18 protein-coding genes are annotated in these 18,667 nt (G+C 69.3%); 14 read left to right on the top strand and 4 right to left on the bottom strand.

Annotated features, from left to right (window positions below):
• Positions 1 to 161: 161 nt before the first annotated feature.
• A complete protein-coding gene (locus IEX88_RS12475; RefSeq protein ID WP_188851034.1) occupies positions 162 to 1,058 on the bottom strand; it encodes a CehA/McbA family metallohydrolase in 897 nt (298 codons plus the stop codon).
• Between the two features lie 253 nt (positions 1,059 to 1,311).
• On the opposite strand from IEX88_RS12475, the gene IEX88_RS12470 reads away from it, so the two are divergent.
• From IEX88_RS12470 to IEX88_RS12430, 9 genes are all read left to right on the top strand, one after another.
• The gene (locus IEX88_RS12470; protein ID WP_188851032.1) at positions 1,312 to 2,265 is read left to right on the top strand and encodes an AAA family ATPase; all 954 of its coding nucleotides are present in this window, start codon (positions 1,312 to 1,314) and stop codon (positions 2,263 to 2,265) included.
• Between the two features lie 94 nt (positions 2,266 to 2,359).
• The gene (locus tag IEX88_RS12465) at positions 2,360 to 3,214 is read left to right on the top strand and encodes a DUF58 domain-containing protein (RefSeq protein ID WP_244640117.1); all 855 of its coding nucleotides are present in this window, start codon (positions 2,360 to 2,362) and stop codon (positions 3,212 to 3,214) included.
• Positions 3,198 to 3,656: a DUF4381 family protein gene (locus tag IEX88_RS12460; RefSeq protein WP_188851030.1), complete on the top strand. Its 459-nt coding sequence runs from the start codon at positions 3,198 to 3,200 to the stop codon at positions 3,654 to 3,656. The genes IEX88_RS12465 and IEX88_RS12460 overlap by 17 nt, the downstream gene beginning before the upstream one ends.
• A 2-nt stretch (positions 3,657 to 3,658) precedes the next feature.
• Complete coding sequence (locus IEX88_RS12455) at positions 3,659 to 4,630, top strand: VWA domain-containing protein (protein ID WP_188851027.1); 972 nt, start codon at positions 3,659 to 3,661, stop codon at positions 4,628 to 4,630.
• Positions 4,627 to 5,541 (top strand): VWA domain-containing protein, encoded by a 915-nt coding sequence (locus IEX88_RS12450; RefSeq protein ID WP_188851026.1) that lies wholly within the window; start codon positions 4,627 to 4,629, stop codon positions 5,539 to 5,541. Before IEX88_RS12455 ends, IEX88_RS12450 begins: the two co-directional genes overlap by 4 nt.
• Positions 5,541 to 6,389, top strand: a complete 849-nt coding sequence (locus IEX88_RS12445) for a hypothetical protein (RefSeq protein WP_188851024.1) — start codon at positions 5,541 to 5,543, stop codon at positions 6,387 to 6,389. Before IEX88_RS12450 ends, IEX88_RS12445 begins: the two co-directional genes overlap by 1 nt.
• Positions 6,386 to 7,714, top strand: coding sequence for a BatD family protein (locus tag IEX88_RS12440; protein WP_188851022.1), 1,329 nt, complete (start codon positions 6,386 to 6,388; stop codon positions 7,712 to 7,714). Before IEX88_RS12445 ends, IEX88_RS12440 begins: the two co-directional genes overlap by 4 nt.
• 153 nt (positions 7,715 to 7,867) lie before the next feature.
• Positions 7,868 to 9,142, top strand: a complete 1,275-nt coding sequence (locus IEX88_RS12435) for a hypothetical protein (protein WP_188851020.1) — start codon at positions 7,868 to 7,870, stop codon at positions 9,140 to 9,142.
• A 10-nt stretch (positions 9,143 to 9,152) separates the two neighbouring features.
• On the top strand, positions 9,153 to 10,058 hold the full coding sequence (locus tag IEX88_RS12430) for a COG3904 family protein (protein WP_188851018.1): 906 nt from the start codon (positions 9,153 to 9,155) through the stop codon (positions 10,056 to 10,058).
• A 23-nt stretch (positions 10,059 to 10,081) separates the two neighbouring features.
• Here IEX88_RS12430 and IEX88_RS12425 read toward each other — a convergent pair whose 3' ends face one another.
• A complete protein-coding gene (locus IEX88_RS12425; RefSeq protein WP_188851016.1) occupies positions 10,082 to 10,570 on the bottom strand; it encodes an MgtC/SapB family protein in 489 nt (162 codons plus the stop codon).
• Positions 10,571 to 10,608: 38 nt separating this feature from the next.
• The gene (locus IEX88_RS12420; protein ID WP_244640145.1) at positions 10,609 to 11,490 is read right to left on the bottom strand and encodes an alpha/beta fold hydrolase; all 882 of its coding nucleotides are present in this window, start codon (positions 11,488 to 11,490) and stop codon (positions 10,609 to 10,611) included.
• Between the two features lie 248 nt (positions 11,491 to 11,738).
• Here IEX88_RS12420 and IEX88_RS12415 point away from each other — a divergent pair, with 248 nt between their 5' ends.
• Positions 11,739 to 12,782 (top strand): ribonuclease T2 family protein, encoded by a 1,044-nt coding sequence (locus IEX88_RS12415; RefSeq protein ID WP_188851014.1) that lies wholly within the window; start codon positions 11,739 to 11,741, stop codon positions 12,780 to 12,782.
• Positions 12,783 to 12,794: 12 nt separating this feature from the next.
• Here the strand turns inward: IEX88_RS12415 and IEX88_RS12410 are convergent, their stop codons facing one another.
• Positions 12,795 to 13,697: a LysR family transcriptional regulator gene (locus IEX88_RS12410; RefSeq protein WP_188851012.1), complete on the bottom strand. Its 903-nt coding sequence runs from the start codon at positions 13,695 to 13,697 to the stop codon at positions 12,795 to 12,797.
• A gap of 94 nt (positions 13,698 to 13,791) precedes the next feature.
• On the opposite strand from IEX88_RS12410, the gene IEX88_RS12405 reads away from it, so the two are divergent.
• The 4 genes from IEX88_RS12405 (at position 13,792) to IEX88_RS12390 (ending at position 18,623) form a co-directional block, all read left to right on the top strand.
• Positions 13,792 to 14,673: an aldo/keto reductase family oxidoreductase gene (locus IEX88_RS12405; protein WP_188851010.1), complete on the top strand. Its 882-nt coding sequence runs from the start codon at positions 13,792 to 13,794 to the stop codon at positions 14,671 to 14,673.
• 254 nt (positions 14,674 to 14,927) lie between these two features.
• Positions 14,928 to 16,577: an energy-dependent translational throttle protein EttA gene (ettA, locus tag IEX88_RS12400; protein ID WP_188851008.1), complete on the top strand. Its 1,650-nt coding sequence runs from the start codon at positions 14,928 to 14,930 to the stop codon at positions 16,575 to 16,577.
• A 188-nt stretch (positions 16,578 to 16,765) separates the two neighbouring features.
• On the top strand, positions 16,766 to 18,244 hold the full coding sequence (locus tag IEX88_RS12395; RefSeq protein ID WP_188851006.1) for a sensor histidine kinase: 1,479 nt from the start codon (positions 16,766 to 16,768) through the stop codon (positions 18,242 to 18,244).
• Complete coding sequence (locus IEX88_RS12390) at positions 18,237 to 18,623, top strand: response regulator (RefSeq protein ID WP_188850995.1); 387 nt, start codon at positions 18,237 to 18,239, stop codon at positions 18,621 to 18,623. The genes IEX88_RS12395 and IEX88_RS12390 overlap by 8 nt, the downstream gene beginning before the upstream one ends.
• The last annotated feature ends 44 nt before the right edge of the window (positions 18,624 to 18,667 follow it).

The following is an 18,667-nucleotide window of genomic DNA, read 5'->3' as shown; positions in this document are numbered from 1 at the left end:
GAGGGTGCCGAGCGAAGCGAGGTGGGAGAGGGGCCGCGGCAACGCCGCGGTACAATATCAGAAGGCTTCGTTCGGCTGCGCCGCCCCTCTTCGGCCTGCCGGCCACTTCTCCCCGGAGGGCGAAGAAAGAAGCTTCGCCGCCTTATCCTCTTGAAATTGGCCTACAACCAGATCGGGTTCGACCAGGCCTGCTGGCCGGCCTCGTCCATCACCACGACCCGGCACCAGTCGCCGGCAAAGCGCTCGATTGGCAGATCGGCATGGGTAAGGGCCTCGCCGCCGACATATTCGGCACGGCTGCCGCGGCCGACGAGGGCGATGCCCGCGGCGGGGGCGCAGTCGACGCTGATCATCTTGCCGGCGACCTCGATGCTTTCGATCACCGGGCCGCGCGAGGAATAATAGGCGCCGGCCTTCATCGCGGCGAGAAGGGCTTCCGGCTCGTTCGCCTCGGCCTTCACCATCATCCAGCCGCCAAGGTAGTCGCGGCTCTTGAAATGCGCGTCGTCGGCGGCGTAGCCGGTCAGGCGGTGGCCTTCCGACAGCAGCGCGTCGAGAAGGGCGGTGCCGTCGGGGCGGTCGCATTCGAGATGGCAGCCGGTGTTGTAGACCTCCACCGCATGCGCGATGCCCGCCATCTGCCGCCCGTCCTCGATCGTCAGCTGCGACCATTGTGGATGCGCGATGCCGAGAAAGGCGCCGGCCGCGACCGCGCGCCGGGCGAGAGACACGGCATCTTCGCCGTCGCCGAGCTTAGCGAAATCAAGCGGCAGGCCGCAGGCCAGAAGGTGCCAGAGTTCGCCGTGGCTGTTCTGAAGCGCATGGATCTCCGCGCCGAAGATCGTCGTAAAACCCGCGGTGCGATAGGGCGTGGTGTCGACGATCGGAAAGCCGAAGCGCTCCATGAAATGGTCGGACAGGCAGAGAAAATCGTAGCCGGCCTCGCGATAGGTGCGGCAGACCTCCTCCGGCGAGCGCACGCCGTCCGACCGGGTCGAATGGGTGTGGATGTTGCCCCGGTAGAAGTGACCGGGATTGCTGAACGCCGTCTGTCCCATGGGGATCTCCGATTCTCGTGATGCCGCGGGTCTTAGCGAGGCTCGTTGTCGGTGTCATGACAGGCCGCGGTTCTGCGGGGGCGCGCGCGGCTCGGCGACGAAAGGGTGGCATGACGATCGCGCGAGACCTGCCGCTCTCTGTTGACGATCCGCAACCGACTTCGTAAGCCAGAGGTCCGGATTGGGCACCCGGACGGAGGCGAGGCATTTGAATTCGCAGACTTTGGTCGCGCGGCCCGAGGGCAGCGCGGATATGACCCGCGATCGCATCGCAGCGCTGAAGACCGGCCTACAGGACGGCCTGATCGGTTGCGAGGCTCTCGTCGAGCGCCTGCTCATCGGACTGCTCTCGGGCGGCCATCTCCTCGTCGAGGGCATGCCGGGCCTGGCCAAGACGCGTGCCGTCAAGCGGCTGGCCGAAGGCCTCGAGAGCACGTTTCACCGCATCCAGTGCACGCCCGACCTGATGCCGGCCGACATCACGGGCACACCGATCTGGCAGCCCGACCGCGGCGGCTTCGAGTTCGCGCCCGGCCCCGTCTTCGCCTCGCTCGTCCTCGTCGACGAGATCAACCGCGCCCCGCCGAAGGTGCAGTCGGCGCTGCTGGAAGCCATGGCCGAGGGCCAGGTGACGGCGGGCGGCGAGACGCACAAGCTGCCCGACCCGTTCATGGTCGTCGCCACGCAAAATCCCATCGATCAGGAAGGCACGTTCCCGCTGCCCGAGGCGCAGCTCGACCGGTTCCTCATGCATGTCGTGGTCGGCCTGCCGGATGCGAGCGCCGAACGGCGCATTCTGGATCTCGTCGAGGCCGAAACGGTCATGCATTCCGGCGCCATGGCGATGAAGCTGACGCTCGCCGAAGTGCGCGCCGCGCGCGAGGCGGCGATGGCGGTGCATCTGTCGCCGGCGATCAAGGATTTCATCGTCCGGCTCGTCACCGCGCCGCGCACGGCGGCGAAGGATTCCGACATCGGCAAGGCGATCGAGCACCCGGCCTCGCCGCGCGGCACCCTGGCGCTGGCGGCCGCCGCCAAGGCGCGGGCCTATCTCTATGGCCGCGACTTCGCCATTCCCGAGGACGTGTCGGAGCTCGCGCCCGACATCCTGGCGCACCGCACGCTCCTCACCTGGCGCGCCAGCGCCGACGGCGCGACGCCTCGCGGGGTGATCGCCATGCTGCTCGACCATGTCAGGCCGCTCTGAGGGCCGCGCCGTGGACAGCGCGAGCGGCGCGGGCCCGAAAGCAATGGGACCCGGCGGATCCGGCACGAGCCTTCGGACCGAGCATCTCCTGTGGATGCGCCATCTGATCGAAGCGGGCGAAGCCGGCTCCGGTGCGCGCACCATGATGCTGCCCGGCGGCATCGTTACGCGCCGCCGCGGCCGCGGGCTCGAAACCGACGACATCCGCCCCTTCCTGTATGGCGACGACGTCCGCCACATCGACCGCAACACCACGGCGCGAACGGGGCGACTGCATGTGCGCACCTTCCGCGACGAGCGCGAGCGCTCGGTGCTGCTCGTCGCCGATTTCCGACCGTCGATGCTGTTCGGCACGAAACGCGCCTTCCGCTCGGTCGCCGCGGCCGAGGCGCTGACGCTCGCCGGCTGGCGCGTCGCCGGGCAGGGCGGGCGCGTCGGCGTCTTCGCCGGAACGGGGCGCGAGACCTTCTTCCATCGCCCCGGTGCGGGCGACCGCGCGATGAAGGCCGTCGCCGGGCGGCTGGCCGCCGCGCATGCCGCGGCCCTTGCCGCGACCGGCATCGTCGAGGATCCGCCGCTCGCCACCATCCTCGAATCCGCCGCGCGCGCGCTGCCGCATGACGGCACGCTGCTCGTCGCGACCGCGCTCGATCATCCCGGCGCCGAGTTCGATGCCGTGATGCGCGACATCGCGCACAAGGCCGCCATCGACGTGCTGCTCGTGGCCGACCCCTTCGAGATCGAGACGCCACCGGGGAGTTATCCCTACCTCTCCGCGGGCGGTCGCCGCGAGACCGGCGAGGTCTCCGGCAGACCCGCCACGCGCGACGTCGATCGGCGGCTGCGAAGGCTCGAACTCCTCGGTGCCCGCACGCTGCTTCTCGACGCCTCGCTGCCACCGCTGGATCTTGCCGGCCTGATCGAGGGCTTTGATGCAAGACGTCGATAAGATCCTGGAGGCTTTGCGCCCGCCGCATCTCCCCCCGGCCGCCAGCGGCCTGACGCTCGGCGACCTCGCGCTGCCGATCGCACTCGGCCTCCTCCTGGCCCTGGTCGTGGCGCTGCTCTGGCCGGTGCGGATCAAGGGCCGGCGGCGGATGCGCACGAATGTTCTCGCCGAGCTCGCCGCGGCGCGGGCGCTGCCGCCGGAGGCGGCGGTGATCGCCGAAGCGCGGCTCCTGCGCAAGGTGGTGGTCGCGCGGGACGGCGACGCCGCAGCTCTCGCCGGGCCCGACTTCGCCGCGGCCTGCGACCGCCAGTTCGAAACCGATTTCTTCACCGCGGGACCGGGGCGCCGCTTGACCACAGCGCTGTATGCGCCGGGCAACGCAACGGACGCCGACGAGATCGGTGCCGGGCTGGAAACCCTGTTCCGCGGCATCAGGGCGTGACGATGGCCGCGCCGACCGCCCTCGACTTCGCCTGGCCGCTGGCCTTCCTGCTGCTGCCGCTGCCGTTCCTCGCCATGCGCTTTCTGTCGCCGTCCGGCGAGGCCGGTGGCGCGCTGCGCGTGCCGTCGACGCTGGTCGCCGATTTCGCCGATGGGCAGGCCGTCCTGTCCTCGCAGAAGCGCCGGCTCTTCCTGTCCTGGCTGCTCTGGCTGCTGCTGGTCGTCGCCATCGCCGGCCCGCGCACTGTGACGACGGCGCCGGCGGCGCCCGCTTCCGGCCGCGACATCGTCCTCTCGCTCGACGTCTCCGGCTCGATGGAACGGCCTGACTTCGAGGTCGGCGGCGACAAGAAGCGGCGCATGGACGTGTTGAAGGACATGGCGCGCGCCTTCGTCCTCGGCCGCGCCGGCGACCGCGTCGGCCTCGTCATTTTTGGCGAACGCGCCTATGTCGCGGCGCCGCTCAGCTTCGACGTGGCGGCCGTGGCCAAGACCGTCGACGGCATCGATGTCGGCCTCGCCGGCCGCTCCACCGCCATCGGCGAGGGACTGGGTCTCGCCCTGAAGAAGCTGTCGGACAGCACCGCCCAGGCGAAGGTGGTGATCCTTCTCTCCGACGGCGCGCAGAACGCCGGCACGGTGCAGCCGGGCTCGGCGGCTGAACTGGCGAAGTCGCTCGGCATCCGCGTCGACACCATCGCCATGGGGCCGCTCGATCTCGGCGAGGGCGAGCGCGGCGACGAGGGCGTCGACGTCGCGACGCTCTCGGGAATCGCGTCGCAAGCGGGCGGCACGGCCTACCGGGTGCGCACGACCGAACAGCTGAAGGAGGTCATGGCCTCGATCGACGCGCTGGAGACGAGCCCGAGCGAGGCGCCGGCGACGATCGTCCATGCCAGCCTCTGGCCCTTTCCCGGCGCGCTGGCGCTCGCCGTCGCCGGCCTGATGATGCTCGGACGAAGGGGGCGGCGATGATCGCGCTCGGCGAATTCGGCCTGCTCCGGCCGTTCTGGTTCCTCGCCTTGCCGGTGGTCCTGGTTCTGGCGGGGCTCGCGGCCCGGCGCGTCGCGGCGCTGGGCGGCTGGACGAAAGTGATCGACCCCGCCATGTTCGATGCCATCGCCGCGCGCGGGGCGGTGGTCGCCGGCCGGGGCAAGCGCAGCCTGACCTTGGCGATGATCGGCGCACTGATCGCGCTGGCGCTGATCGGCCCCGCCGTCGAACGGCCGGCGACCGACAGCTTTCGCAATCTCGACGGCACGGTCGTCGTCTTCGACCTGTCGAAATCGGTGACCGAGGCGCCCGGCTTCGAGACGGTGCGCAGCGCCGCGCAGACGGCGCTCGCCAGCTCCGGCACGCGGCAGGCGGCGCTCGTCGTCTATGCCGGCGAGGCCTTCCTCGGCAGCCCCTTCACGTCCGACCACGCCGCGCTGTCGCGCACCATTTTTGGCCTCGACGCCAAGACCGTGCCCGTCGCCGGCTCCCGTCCGGCGCTGGCGCTGGATCTCGCGCTCGACCTCTTGACGGGATCGGGCATCGTCGCCGGCGATATCCTGCTCGTCTCCGACGGCGGCCATTTCGGCGAGGAAACGCGCGCCTCTGCGCTGCGCATCCGCGATGCCGGCTTCCGGATCGATACGCTCGCCGCGCCCTCGGCCGTCGGCCGCGACGGCAATCCGGGGGAACTCGCCGCGCTCGCGGCGCTGACCGGCGGCGTCTCGGGCGATGCCGCCACGCCTGACGCGGTCGCCGCGGCGCTGGCCGACAATGCGGCGCGGCGCATCGGCGAGAGCGATTTTCAGGCGCTGGCCTGGCTCGATCTCGGGCCGCTGCTGCTCGTGCTGGCGCTGTTTCCGGCGCTGATGCTGTTCCGGAGGGCCGTCTGATGCGCATGCTTCTCGTGCTGGCGATCGCTCTGTCCTCGGCTGTCTTCGCCTTTGCGGGGGAGGGGCGCGAGAGCGTCGCGCGGCTTTTCCTCGCGGCGGGAATGCCAGCTGTCGCGGCGCATCTCAGCCACGTGCCCGCCTTCGCCGGCTACGCCTTCCTGCAGGCTGGCGATTACGCCCGCGCAGCGGAAGTGCTGAAGGACCAGCAGGACCCGATCTCGACCTACAACCGCGGCGAGGCGCTGGCGCGGGTTGGCGACGTCGGCGCGGCGCTGGAATCCTATGACCGGACGCTCGGCTCGCACCATGTAACGCGCACCCTCGTCGCCGATGCCGGGGCCAACCGCCAGCTCCTGCTCGCTCTGACCTCGCTCGAGCTGCAGGGTGGCGGGCACGCCAAGACGAATGCCGCTGCCTTCGGCGAAAAGGACCGGTCGAGCGGCGATCCGAACGACAGCGGCTCGGAGACGGCGACCTCGGGCGCGGGACGGGCCGGCGACAAGGAATCGGATTCGCAGGCCAAGGCGCCGGGCGGCAGCCGCGTCGCGCGGCTCGGCAAGTCGCGAGAGGGCGACGGTTCGGGCGTCGGCGACGCCCGCGGCTCGGCCGGCGACGCCGGCGGCGCCGGCCGCTCCGGCGGGCAGGCGAGCGCGGCTGTCATCACCATGGCCGAGATGCAGCGCAACGTGCAGAAGCGCGCCACGGAGCGGTCGGTGCCGGCGACGAAGCAATGGCTGAAGACGCTGACCGACGATCCCGGCGCCTTCCTGAAGCTGCAGCTTGTCGCCGAGATGGAGCGGCGCAAGCGCGAGGGCCTCGCTCTCGACCCGCTGGCGGATACCTGGTGAGCGCGATGGGAATGGTTCGCCGCATCCTGTTCGGTATGGCTCTGGCGGCGGGTGTTGCCGCCATCGCATCCGGTGCGCGCGCCGCCGACAAGCCGCCGGAGGCTTTCGGCGAGGTCAGCTTCGAAATGCCGGAGGGCGGCGCCTATGCGCAGGAGATGATCACCATGGTGGTCCGCTTCTACTTCAAGACGCGGGCGACGACGGAGGCGATGGAGCAGCCGAAGCTCGACAAGCTCGGCTGGGTGCAGCTCGGCCGCGACACCTGGGCGCCGACGAAGATCGGCACCGCCAACTGGTTCGGCGTCACCCGGCGCATCGCCGTCTTCGCGCCCGAAGCCAAGACCTACACCATCCCGCCCTTCACCCACCACGTCACCCTGATCGATGCCGAGGGCGTGCGCTGGAAGGTCGATGCCGTGTCAAAGCCGGTCCAGCTGACGATCGCGAAGTGGACGGGAAAGACCGACGGGCCCGAGGACGAGGACGTCTGGTGGCTGCCGGCGCAATCGGTCGAGATAAAGGACAGCTGGACGATCGATCCGACGACGCTGAAGGCCGGCGAGACGACGCGGCGGCGGGTCGACGTCACCGCCGTCGGCACGCTCGCCGAACAGCTGCCGCCGATGATCGACACGCAGTCGCCGGGGCTCGTGGTGTTTCCGGGGCCGGTCGAACGGCGGACCGAGATCGTCGACGGGCTGCCCGTCGCCCATGCCGCCTATACCTACGACATCCGGCCCCATACCGGCGATCCGGTGATCCTGCGCGAAGTGCTGCTGCCCTGGTTCGATACGGCATCGCGGGCCATGCGCCAGGCGATCGTGCCGGGCGCCAATGTCGGCCAGGGCATGGTCATTCCCGGCACGCCGCTGGCCGATGGCCCGCCGGCGACGGGCCCTTCGCCGGCGCTGGCCGGTCTCATCGCCGGCGCGCTCGCCTTCTTCGCCGGCGTCGCCGTGCTGCTGGTGCCCGGGCGGCGCGACCGCGAGCCCGTGATGGCGCGGCTCGCCCCGGCATGGAACGGGTTTCGGCGCACCCTGGCCGTCCGCACCGCCGCCTGGCGCGGGAACGCCGCGGGGCTTCGCGGCGCGATCTACGAACTGGCGCGCGAGGACCGGCGTGCAGGGCGCGACTGGCTGGCCGACCCCGCGGTCGCCGCGGCCCTCGCCGAATTCGATGCCGGCCTGTTCGGGCGGCGACCGGGCGACGCCGCCGGCATCAAGCTGTCCCCGATCGCCGCAACGGTTCTGCGCGCCCGCGCCGCGCGGGTCGGCCGGGCGGACGAGGGGCCTGCTTCCGGACTGGTCTCGCCCTTCGGGCATTAACCGCGATTGCAGCTTTCGCGTCCCGCCGCCGGTCTGTAGGCGCGCGGGGCTATCGCCAAGCCTATCGAAAGCCTTAATCTCTTCTTAACGCTGCCGGACCGGCATCGCGGCCGGATCGGGCTTTTCGCCCGGCGGCAAGGGTGAGAGAGACCGATGAGCGCATCGCATTCCTACACGCTGCGCGGGCAGATCAATCGCCTGGAGACGACGACGCAGGTGACGCTCGCGGTGCTGGCGCTGGGCAGCGGTGTCTTCACCTATCTCGGCGTGCGCGAACTGCTCGATGGCTCGGCGACCACCGTGTTTCTTGGCGCCATCATCTATTCCGCCGCGGTGTCGGTCGCGATCTTCGCCTTCTGGTCCTATCTCATGCGCTTCATGCCGCATGTTCGCCAGGCCGGCAGCCGCGGCATGCTGTATCTCGCCATGCTGATCGGCGCGGCGATGATCATGGCGATGAGCTCCTGGCTGAACGCCTCGGCGTTGGCGGGCTCCGCCGCCCTCGAACAGCACCTGTCGAACACGACCGAGGAGTACCAGCAGAAGTTCAATGCGGCGAACGAGAACGCGCTCGCCGCCCAGAGCCTCCTGCCGGACATCCAGCTTGCCGCGCAGCGCTTTTCAGGCCTTGCCGACCTCGAGCGGCAGAGCGGCGGTCTGACCGGAACGTCCGGTTCGGGCACCGTCGTGCAGCTCCTGTCGCAGATGTCGGCGCAGCTGTCCGGGCTGCAGACCGAGGTCATCAATTCGCGCACCGCCGTCGACGCGCTGTTTGCCGAGGGCGGCAAGCGGCTTGCCGCAATGCGCCAGCTCGTCTCCTCGGGCGGCCCGATCGACGAGCGCGCCAACGCCTATGCCGAGGAAGCCGTGCAACTCTCCGGCCTGATTTCGGCCCTGCAGCAGACCTCGGTCGCGCCCTCGGTGAAGCGCGCGGCGGAAGATCTCGGCAAGAGCTTCATCGCCCCGGTCGCGGGCGGCGCCGATGTCGACCTGCAGAACCGCCAGAGCGAGGTGGTCGGCCGCGTCGAGACCGCCGTCCAGGCCCAGAGCCTGGCGCTCGCCGCCGCCGCCGACGAGATTTTGGCCCGGCCGCTGGTCGAGCCCCTGCGCTTCACGCCGCTGTCGGCGCCCGAAGCCGTCATCCGCTATGCCGGCGACTTCCTGCCCTCCTGGGCCGGCGCCATCGCCATCGATCTCCTGCCGGGCGTGCTGATCTTCATCCTGTGCATCGTCCAGGACGTCATCCGCCGCGAGGAGGGCGACGAGCTCGAGCATGGCGAGATGAGCACGGGCGAGCTGATGCGCGCTCTGCGCATCCAGCGGAGCCTTCGGGCCACCGAAGAGGGCGAGGCGCTGGTGTCGGAGGACGACGACATCGTCCAGCAGAACCGGCCGATGGGGCCGTTCCCGAAGACGGTGCTGAGGTGAGGGGGCGGCAATGATCGGTGCCGACTACTCCCCCGGGCGTTTCGAGCGGATGTTCCGCGCCATTCCGGAAGGCGCGATCCTGCGCTGTGTCTTCGTGGCGCTGCTCACCATGGCGGTCGCCGTCGTCGGTCTCGACTATTGGTCGATGACGCAGGAGCGGGCGACGGCGCAACGGATGAGCCGCACCGAGCCGCTGCGTGTCGCCCGCCCGACGCCGGGCGACCAGATCCGCCCCTATCTGCCCAAAGCCATTCCGATGGGGCCAGACCGCGGCGAGCCGGTCCTGCCGGGCTACGACGGGCCGGTCGACGGCGAGGCGATGGCCGCGCCGATGCGTTTCGTTCGAGCCGGCGACGGCCAGGTGACCGCCATCGGCCGCATCGAGCCCGGAACGGCCGAGCTTTTCCAGGCGCTGATCGACACGCCTGACCAGACGATCGGCGAACTCGTCCTGCATTCGCCCGGCGGATCGGTCGAGGATGCCATCAAGATGGCGCGCCTCGTGCGCGAGCATGGGATCGATACGCGTGTGCCGGCGGACGGCTATTGCGCCTCGGCCTGCCCGCTGCTGTTTGCCGGCGGGGCCGAGCGCTCGGCCGGAACGAGTGCCTGGATCGGTCTCCACCAGGTGTTCGCCGTCGACGCGCCCGGCGTGGCTCGCGCCCGCGATCTCGACGTCTCCATCGCCGATGTTCAGGCGATCATCGCCGAATGCCAGGAGCTTCTGGTCGACATGGGCGTGAAGCCGGAGATCTGGATCAAGGCGATGAAGACGCCGCCCGACGCGCTCTATGTGCTGACGACGGACGAGCTCAAGGACTACGCGCTGGTGACGCCGGAGCGTTTCGGCCCGCCGATGCCGCGGGACATGCAGCAGCGCCTGTCAGTCTCGGCGAGTCGCATCACCGCCGGCTGAGCAACCGCGGGGAAGCGGCGCCCTCAGCGCCGATCGCGACGCTTGTTCGCTGACGCCTCGTCGTTCGGAAAGAACCGCCGCTCCAGTTGCTTGATACAGACGAGGACGACGATGGTCGCCCCGACGGCGATCAGCGACAGGAGATATTCGCCGAGCCCGCAGCCCAGCCCGATCGCGCCCGCCATCCACAGGGAGCCCCCGGTGGTCAGCCCCTTCACCCGCCCGCGCGACTGGATGATCGCGCCCGCGGCGAGAAAGGCGACGCCCGAGGTGATGGCGCTGACGATGCGGATGGGATCGGCCCGGATGGTGTCGGACTGGTAGCGATCGATCAGGATGATCATCAACAGCGTGAAAAGGCAGGCGCCGACGCCGACCATCATATGCGTCCGCAGTCCCGCGGACTTGTCCTGCGCTTCGCGCTCGAAGCCGATGGCGCCCGCCAGGAGCAGCGCCGCGAAGACGCGGCTGGCATAGAGGGCGGCGTCGTTCCAGTCTGCCATCTCGGGCATCGTTGCTCGCCTCCTCGGATCGTCCGTGCCGATCCTCGTTATTCCCGCGGCAGGACCCTGTCGAGCCAGCCGACCAGACTGGCGATTCCCTTGGCGCGATAAGTTTCGGTCTCGTGCAACGTCTCGTGCCGCGCGCCCGGCACGATGGCGAGAGTGACGTCGCGGCTGCCGGCGAGCCGCAGCATCGCCGCCAGCCTTTCCACGCCGCGCCCCTCGTCGGTCGCCGGGTCGGCGGAACCGCCGAGGAGATGGACCGGCAGCCCGGGCGGCAAAGCGGAGGCGTTGGCGGCGTGATGGCCGGTGCGCACCAGAGCGACCAGATCCTCCGCCATGGAAATGGTCGGCGCCCAGCCACACAGCGGATCGTCGATGTAACGGTCGACCGCCGCTGCGTCGTGGCTCAGCCAGTCGGACGGCGTGCGGCGCGGTTCGATCGCCCGGCTCCAGGTGTCGATCGTCGCCCGCATGAACAGGGCGCTCGGCACGTCCGAGCCTTTCAGCGCCTTTTCCACCTTGAGCGCGAGGATGGCGACGCGTTCTTCCAGCCCGAGGGCCAGATGGCTGTTCCAGACGGCGAGCCCCGCCAGCCGAGGGCCGTAGGCGGCAGCATGGTTCACCGCCACGAGGCCGCCCATGGAATGGCCGAAGACCAGGATCGGCAGGCCGGGATGTTCGATTTCGGCATGGTCCTGGACGGCGAAGGCGTCGGCGACGAGTTTCGGGCCGCCGCGCGAGCGGGCGAACCGTTTCAGCGGCGCGTCGGGCGCGCTGGTCGAGCCATGGCCGCGGTGGTCGTGGGCATAGACATGCAGGCCCTCGGCCGCCATCTCGCCGGCAAAGCGGGCGTAGCGGCCGGCATGCTCGGCGAGGCCATGCTGAACCAGGAGAACGCCGCGGGGCGGCGTCGTCGCCCGCGCCAGATAGACATTGAGCAGCGCGCCGGTCGGACTGGGCAGGCGGAAATTGTCGTCGAACAGGCGAACACCTCGTACGGGCTATCGCCGGCGGATCGCCCGCGGCGGATGGCGCCATTCTTTCCACGGATCGCCCGCCGGTTAAAGCGGCGCAGCGAGCGGCACCCGTGCCCGGCAGGCCGAGGATGTCTCTTGCCGCCCGGCACGCGATCGGCAATGGTTCGCTTCACTGCGGACCGGACCGGGGGATCGACATGCGCATGGGAGTTCTCGGCGTCGGTTTGGTGCTGGCGTACGGCATGGCCTTCGGCGCCCCGGCGGCGCTGGCCCAGCCGGCCATCGACGGCTTCTTCATCGCCAAGACCGCCTGCCCTGCGACGCCCGCCATCCGCCAGTCCGGCAATCCGGGGGACATCCGCCTCGACGTCGGCCACGCCTACCGTCTCTACGCGCAGAACAAGGTCCCCGGCACGCACTACTGGATCGGCGTCGAGGGCGCCACGCCGGAGCGCCGCTGGGTGAGGATCGACTGCGGCACGCGCGTCGTCGCCGTCGACGACGTGCCGGTCGTCGGCGATCCCGAGGTGACCGCCACCCCCGACGCGCCGGCGCCAAACGAACCGCAGCCGGTGGCGGCGGGCGGTCCTTCCACCCGCAATCTCCTGGCGATCAGCTGGCAGCCGGCCTTCTGCGAGGGTCAGTCTCGCAAGACCGAATGCCGCAACCAGACGGCAGACCGGTTCGACGCGACCAACTTCGCCCTGCACGGCCTCTGGCCGCAGCCCCGCGGCAAGGAATATTGCGGCGTCAGCGCGGCCGTGAAGGCGACGGACAAGGCGTCGGACTGGGCCGACTTGCCGGCGCCGGAGGTCAGCGCCTCGACCCGCGCGGCGCTGGAGAAGGTCATGCCGGGAACGCAATCCATGCTGGACCGGCACGAATGGATCCGCCACGGCACATGCTACGGCCCGGCGGAGGCCTATTTCGCCGACTCCGTGCGCCTCGTCGAGGCGATCGCCGCCTCGCCGGTCAGCGCCCTCTTCGCCGGACGGATCGGGCAGAGCGTCAGCCTCGCCGAGGTCCGCGCCGCCTTCGACGAGGGCTTTGGCGAGGGTGCCGGCGAACGAATCCGCATCGCCTGCCCGCGGGACGGCTCGCGCCGGCTCATCGGCGAGATCACCATCGGCCTCGTCGGCGAGATCGGGCCGCACGCCGATATCGGCGCGCTGATCCTCGCCGCGTCGCCGACCGATGGCGGCTGCACGGAAGGGATCGTCGACGCCGTCGGACTGCAGTGAGCCGCCGCGCCGTCAGTCCCGCCGCGCCGCGATGAAGTCGACGAAGGCGCGCAGCGGCGAGGGGAGGTGGCGCCGCCCGGGATAGTAGAGAAAGGGTCCCGAGAACGCCGGCCACCAGGATTGCAGCACCGGCTCGAGCGCACCGCTGTCCAGATGCGGGCGCAGCCAGTCCTCGAACAGCATGATGATGCCCGTGCCGCCGATCGCGGCGTCGACGGCGAGATCCGTCGCCGCGCCGACGCGCACGACCAGCGGGCCCGTCGGGTCCACGCGCACCGTCTCGCCGTCCTTCTCGAACTCCCATTCCGTCATCGCGCCGCTGGCGAAGCGTCCGCGCAGGCAGTCGTGGCCGAGGAGGTCGCGTGGATGGTCCGGGCGTCCGCGCCGGTCGAGATAGGCCGGCGCGGCAGCGGCCGCATAGCGCTGCCGGCGGGGGCCGATCGGCACCGCGATCATGTCCTGCTCCAGCCGCTCGTCGTAGCGGATGCCGGCGTCGCATCCCGCGGCCAGGACATCGACGAAACCGTCCTCGGCGACCACGTCGAGCACAATGTCGGGGTAGGCGGCGAGAAAGGCCGGAACGATCGCCGGTAAGACCAGCCGCGCCGCGCTGATCGGCACGTTCAGCCTCAACGTGCCGGCGGGACGGTCGCGAAACCCGTTCAACACGTCCAGCGATGCCTCGACCTCGCCCAGCGCCGGGCCGAGGCGCTCCAACAGGCGCGCACCGGCTTCCGTCAGGGCGACGCTGCGCGTCGTGCGGTGAAGCAGCCGGACGCCGAGACGGGTCTCCAGCCGGCGGATCGCCTCGCTGAGGCCCGAGGCGCTGCCGCCGCTCAGCCGCGCGCCCTCGCGAAAACCGCCGGCACGGGCGACTGTCACAAAGGCACTGAGATCGCCGAGGTCAGCCTTCATTGTCCACCATTGCGCACGGGCCGTGCCGATTGCCCCATATTATCGTACACGCCGGCCCCGTCCATATAGCCTCTATCGAACAGGAGAAATGGACATGACCGATATCGACAAGGCCGGCACGTTTTCGCTCGGCAGCCGCACCGTCAGGCGTCTTGGCTACGGCGCCATGCAACTGGCGGGCAAGGGCGTCTTCGGGCCGCCGCGCGACCGCGACGCCGCCGTGGCCGTGCTGCGCGCGGCGGTGGCGGCCGGGGTGAACCACATCGACACCAGCGACTTCTACGGCCCCCACGTCACCAACCAGATCATCCGCGAGGCGCTGCATCCCTATCCCGACGATCTCGTAATCGTCACCAAGATCGGCGCTAGGCGCGGTCCGGATGCCTCGTGGAACCCGGCCTATTCGGCCGAGGACCTCACCGCGGCCGTGCATGACAATTTGCGAAATCTCGGCCTGGAGACGCTCGATGTCGTCAACCTGCGCATCATGTTCGACGTCCACGGTCCGGCCGAGGGCTCGATCGCAGCACCGCTTGCGGTGCTGGCCGACCTGCAGCGGCAGGGGCTGGTGCGCCATATCGGGCTCAGCAACGTTACGGCGACGCAGGTCGCCGAGGGCCGCGGCATCGCCGAGATCGTCTGCGTGCAGAACCAGTACAACCTCGTCCACCGCGGCGACGACGCGCTGATCGACGCCTTGGCGGCAGCCGGCATCGCCTACGTGCCCTTCTTCCCGCTCGGCGGCTTCTCGCCGCTGCAGTCGACGGCGTTGGACGAGGTCGCGAAAAGGCTCGGCGCGACGCCGATGCAGGTGGCGCTCGCCTGGCTGCTGCGCCGCTCGCCGAACATCCTCCTCATTCCCGGCACTTCGTCGGTCGGGCATCTCGGAAAGAACCTCGCGGCGGCAGAGCTCGACCTGCCCGAAGAAGCGATGGCGGCGCTAAATGCCATCGGCACCGGCGGCTCGCACGGCTGACAGCTGCGGCAGGCAGACGGCGTGTCGCGGTCCGCGCCGATCCCGGCGGGGCGACGGACGGCCTTCGCCGCCCGCCCGAATGCCTGTCACGCAAGGGACCGGCGGTGCCGCCGGTCTGGCGAAGGGGTGGGGGAGGTCCGTGCCGGCCGGGCGCCGGCGGACAACCCCCGCGTTCTCCGGCGTTGCTCCGCGGCGCCCGATGGCTTAGAGACGGCGCAACTCTTTTTCCATCTCACGACGGAGACGCGTCCCTCATGGCACGCCAGTTCATCTATCACATGTCCGGCCTGAAGAAGTCCTACGGCAACAAGAAGGTGCTGGAGGACATCCATCTGTCCTTCTATCCCGATGCCAAGATCGGCATTCTCGGGCCGAACGGCTCGGGCAAGTCGACGCTCCTGAAGATCATGGCCGGCACCGACACCGACTATACCGGCGAGGCCTGGGCGGCCGAGGGCGCCAAGGTCGGCTACCTCCCGCAGGAGCCGCATCTCGACGAGTCGAAGACGGTGTTCGAGAACGTCATGCTGGGCGTCGCCGACAAGCAGGCGATCCTCGACCGCTACAACGAACTGATGATGAACTATTCCGACGAGACCGCCGACGAGGGCGCCCGTCTCCAGGACGAGATCGACGCGCAGAACCTGTGGGACCTCGAGCCGCAGGTCGAGATGGCGATGGAGGCTCTCCGCTGCCCGCCCGGCGACGCCAACGTGGTCGCCCTCTCCGGCGGCGAGAAGCGCCGTGTCGCGCTCTGCCAGCTCCTGCTGTCGAAGCCCGACATCCTGCTCCTCGACGAGCCGACCAACCATCTCGACGCCGAGACCATCAACTGGCTGGAAAAGCACCTGCGCGAATACACCGGCTCCGTGCTGATGGTGACGCATGATCGCTACTTCCTCGACAACGTCACCGGCTGGATCCTCGAGCTCGATCGCGGCCGCGGCGTTCCCTATGAGGGCAACTACTCGACCTATCTCGAGAAGAAGCAGAAGCGGATGATCCAGGAAGGCCGCGAGGACGACGCGCGGTCCCGGGCGCTGGCGCGCGAGCGCGAGTGGATCCAGCAGGGCGCGAAGGCCCGGCAGACCAAGTCGAAGGCCCGCATCAAGGCCTATTCCGACCTCGTCGAGCTGTCCGAGAACCGCAAGCCCGCGGACGGCCGCATCGTCATTCCGGCCGGCGAGCGCCTCGGCAACCGCGTCATCGAACTCGACAATGTCACCAAGAGCTATGGCGACCGCGTCCTGATCGAGAATCTCTCGTTCAAGCTGCCGGCCGGCGGCATCGTCGGCATCATCGGGCCGAACGGCGCCGGCAAGACGACGCTGTTCCGCATGATCACCGGCCAGGAGCAGCCCGATTCCGGCTCGATCCAGATCGGCGACACGGTCAAGCTCGGCTATGTCGACCAGAGCCGCGACAGCCTCGACGGCAACAAGAACGTCTGGGAGGAAATCTCCGGCGGCAGCGACATCCTGAAGCTCGGCAAGTTCGAGATGAACTCCCGCGCCTATGTCGGCAACTTCAACTTCAAGGGCACCGACCAGCAGCAGAAGGTCGGCACGCTGTCCGGCGGCCAGCGCAACCGCGTGCATCTGGCCAAGATGCTGAAGTCGAGCTCCAACGTCATCCTTCTCGATGAGCCGACCAACGATCTCGACACCGAGACGCTGACGGCCCTGGAGGACGCGCTGGAGGAGTACGCCGGCTGCGCCGTGGTCATCAGCCATGACCGCATGTTTCTCGACCGGCTCGCGACTCATATCCTGGCCTTCGAGGGCGACAGCCATGTCGAGTGGTTCGAGGGCAATTTCGAGGACTACGAGCAGGACAAGATCCGCCGCCTCGGCCCCGACTCGGTCAACCCCAAGCGCCCGACCTACAAGCGTTTGACGCGCTAAAGGGGCGCCGTCTCGCCTGCAAAAATACGACCGCGTCCGGCCCGCCGCGCCGTCCCGCCGCCGCGGCGGAAAGTAATCAATTCGGATGATAAATCGGCAATAGCGGCTGTTTATTGCCGGCTGTGACCTATAACCGGTCCTGGCCACCGAGTTCGCGGCCAGAGCGGAATGAGCGAGCATCAGCCTGGATGACACCGATCGATTTCGAACGACTGTTCGCTGTGCTGCCGAGCCCGCATATGGTTCTCGACAGCCAACTGAATTTTGTTGCGGCCAACTCGGCTTACGAGGCGGCGGTCGGTCGAACGCAGGAAGAGCTTCTCGGGCATAATCTGTTTTCCCTGTTCCCGGACGAAGGCGACAGCGGCCAGCGACTGCGCACCTCGCTGAGGCGCGTCTTCGACTCGGGCGAGTCCGACACCATCGCCTATCTGCGCTATGACATTCCCCGCGCGGAACGGGACGGCGGCGGCCTGCAGACACGCTACTGGTCGGCCGTGCACATCCCGCTCCACGATAAGGCGGGCAAGGTCGCCTATGTCATGCAGAACACGGTGGACGTGACGGAACTGGCGCAGCGCCCGCCGACGAGCCTGCTGCCGTTTCGCACCCTGTCCGGCGAGACCGAGCTCCTGCAGCGCGCGCGGGAGGCCGAGGATGCCTACCGGTCCAGCATGTCCGAAAGCGCCGACTTCAAGCGCCTGTTCCAGCGGGCGCCGGCGATGGTGGCGATCCTGGACGGGCCCTCGCACGTCTTCAGCTTCGCCAACGACGCCTTCCAGCGTTTCGTCGGCGGCCGGCCGCTGATCGGCCGCGACGTCCGCACGGCCTTTCCCGACATCGAGGGGCAGGGGTTCTACGAGATGCTGAGGGCCGTCTTCGTCGATGCCGCCGCCCACAATGCCGAGGACCAGCGGATCGTCCTGGCGTCCCCCGACGGCGAGGGCATGCGCGAGGCCTATTTCGACTTCGCGGCCCACCCCATCCAGGACATGCACGGCGCAGTCACCGGCATCTTCGTCCAGGGTATGGACCGCACGGAGCACTTCCAGTCACTGCAGCGCCAGCGTCTTCTGGTCGACGAGCTGAACCACCGGGTCAAGAACACCCTGGCGACCGTGCAGTCGATCGCTCGCCAGAGTTTTCGCGATACCGGGACCGAGGGGGCACGCCTGGCCTTCGAGGCGCGCATCATGGCCCTTTCCAAGGCCCACAACGTCCTCAGCGAACGCCATTGGGAGACCGCCAAGCTCTCGGTCCTGCTGGAGCAGGAACTGGCGGCCTTCGAGCCCAGCCGGATCGAGCTTTCCGGGCCCGACGTCGATCTCAGCCCCAAGGCGGCGATCGCCTTCGCCATGGTGTTCCACGAACTCGCCACCAATGCCGCGAAGTTCGGTGCGCTGTCGCCGGCGGCCGGATCACTGTCCATCTCCTGGAACCGGTCGGGACCCGAGGACCACTCCATGCTCGCCCTGCAGTGGACCGAGACGGGAACGGCGTCGTCGGTCCAGCCCCTGCGCCGGGGCCGCGGCATGCGCCTCTTGAAGCGGATCGTCGAGGGTGAACTCGATGGTCATCTCGACCTTGATCTCGAGCCGCGGGGCCTCATCTGCCGACTCCAGGTTGCGACGCAGGAGGTGGAAAATCTTGAGGAGTCCCATGCGTGAGGGCGACACACTGGGCGGTCTGAGGGTCTTCCTGGTGGAGGACGAAAGCCTCGTCGCCATGCAGCTCGAGGACATGGTCGAGGATCTGGGCGGCGAATGCGTCGGCCTGGCGATGAAGCTCAGCCGCGCGCTCGACATGCTGGAGGGGATCGCCGCCATCGACGTCGCGATCCTCGACGTGAACCTCGGAGGCGACAAGGTCTATCCCGTCGCCGAACGCTTGCGCCAGCGCGCGGTGCCGATCGTGTTCGCCACCGGCTATGGCCGGGCCGGGGTCGATCCGGAATGGCAGTCGTGCGAGGTCGTGCAGAAACCCTACACGATGCAGGAGATTGCAGCGGCCGTGACCATCGCCCGCCAGGGCGTCCCCTCCGCCTAGCGCGGTTGCCGGTGTCCGCCCGGCGGATCAGCCATCCTTCTCCC

Origin of the sequence: Aureimonas glaciei, assembly GCF_014643375.1 — a bacterium.
GTDB classification, from domain to species: Bacteria; Pseudomonadota; Alphaproteobacteria; order Rhizobiales; family Rhizobiaceae; genus Plantimonas; species Plantimonas glaciei.
The sequence above is the reverse complement of the archived record's forward strand: the minus strand, read 5'-3'. Positions and strand labels throughout refer to the sequence as shown.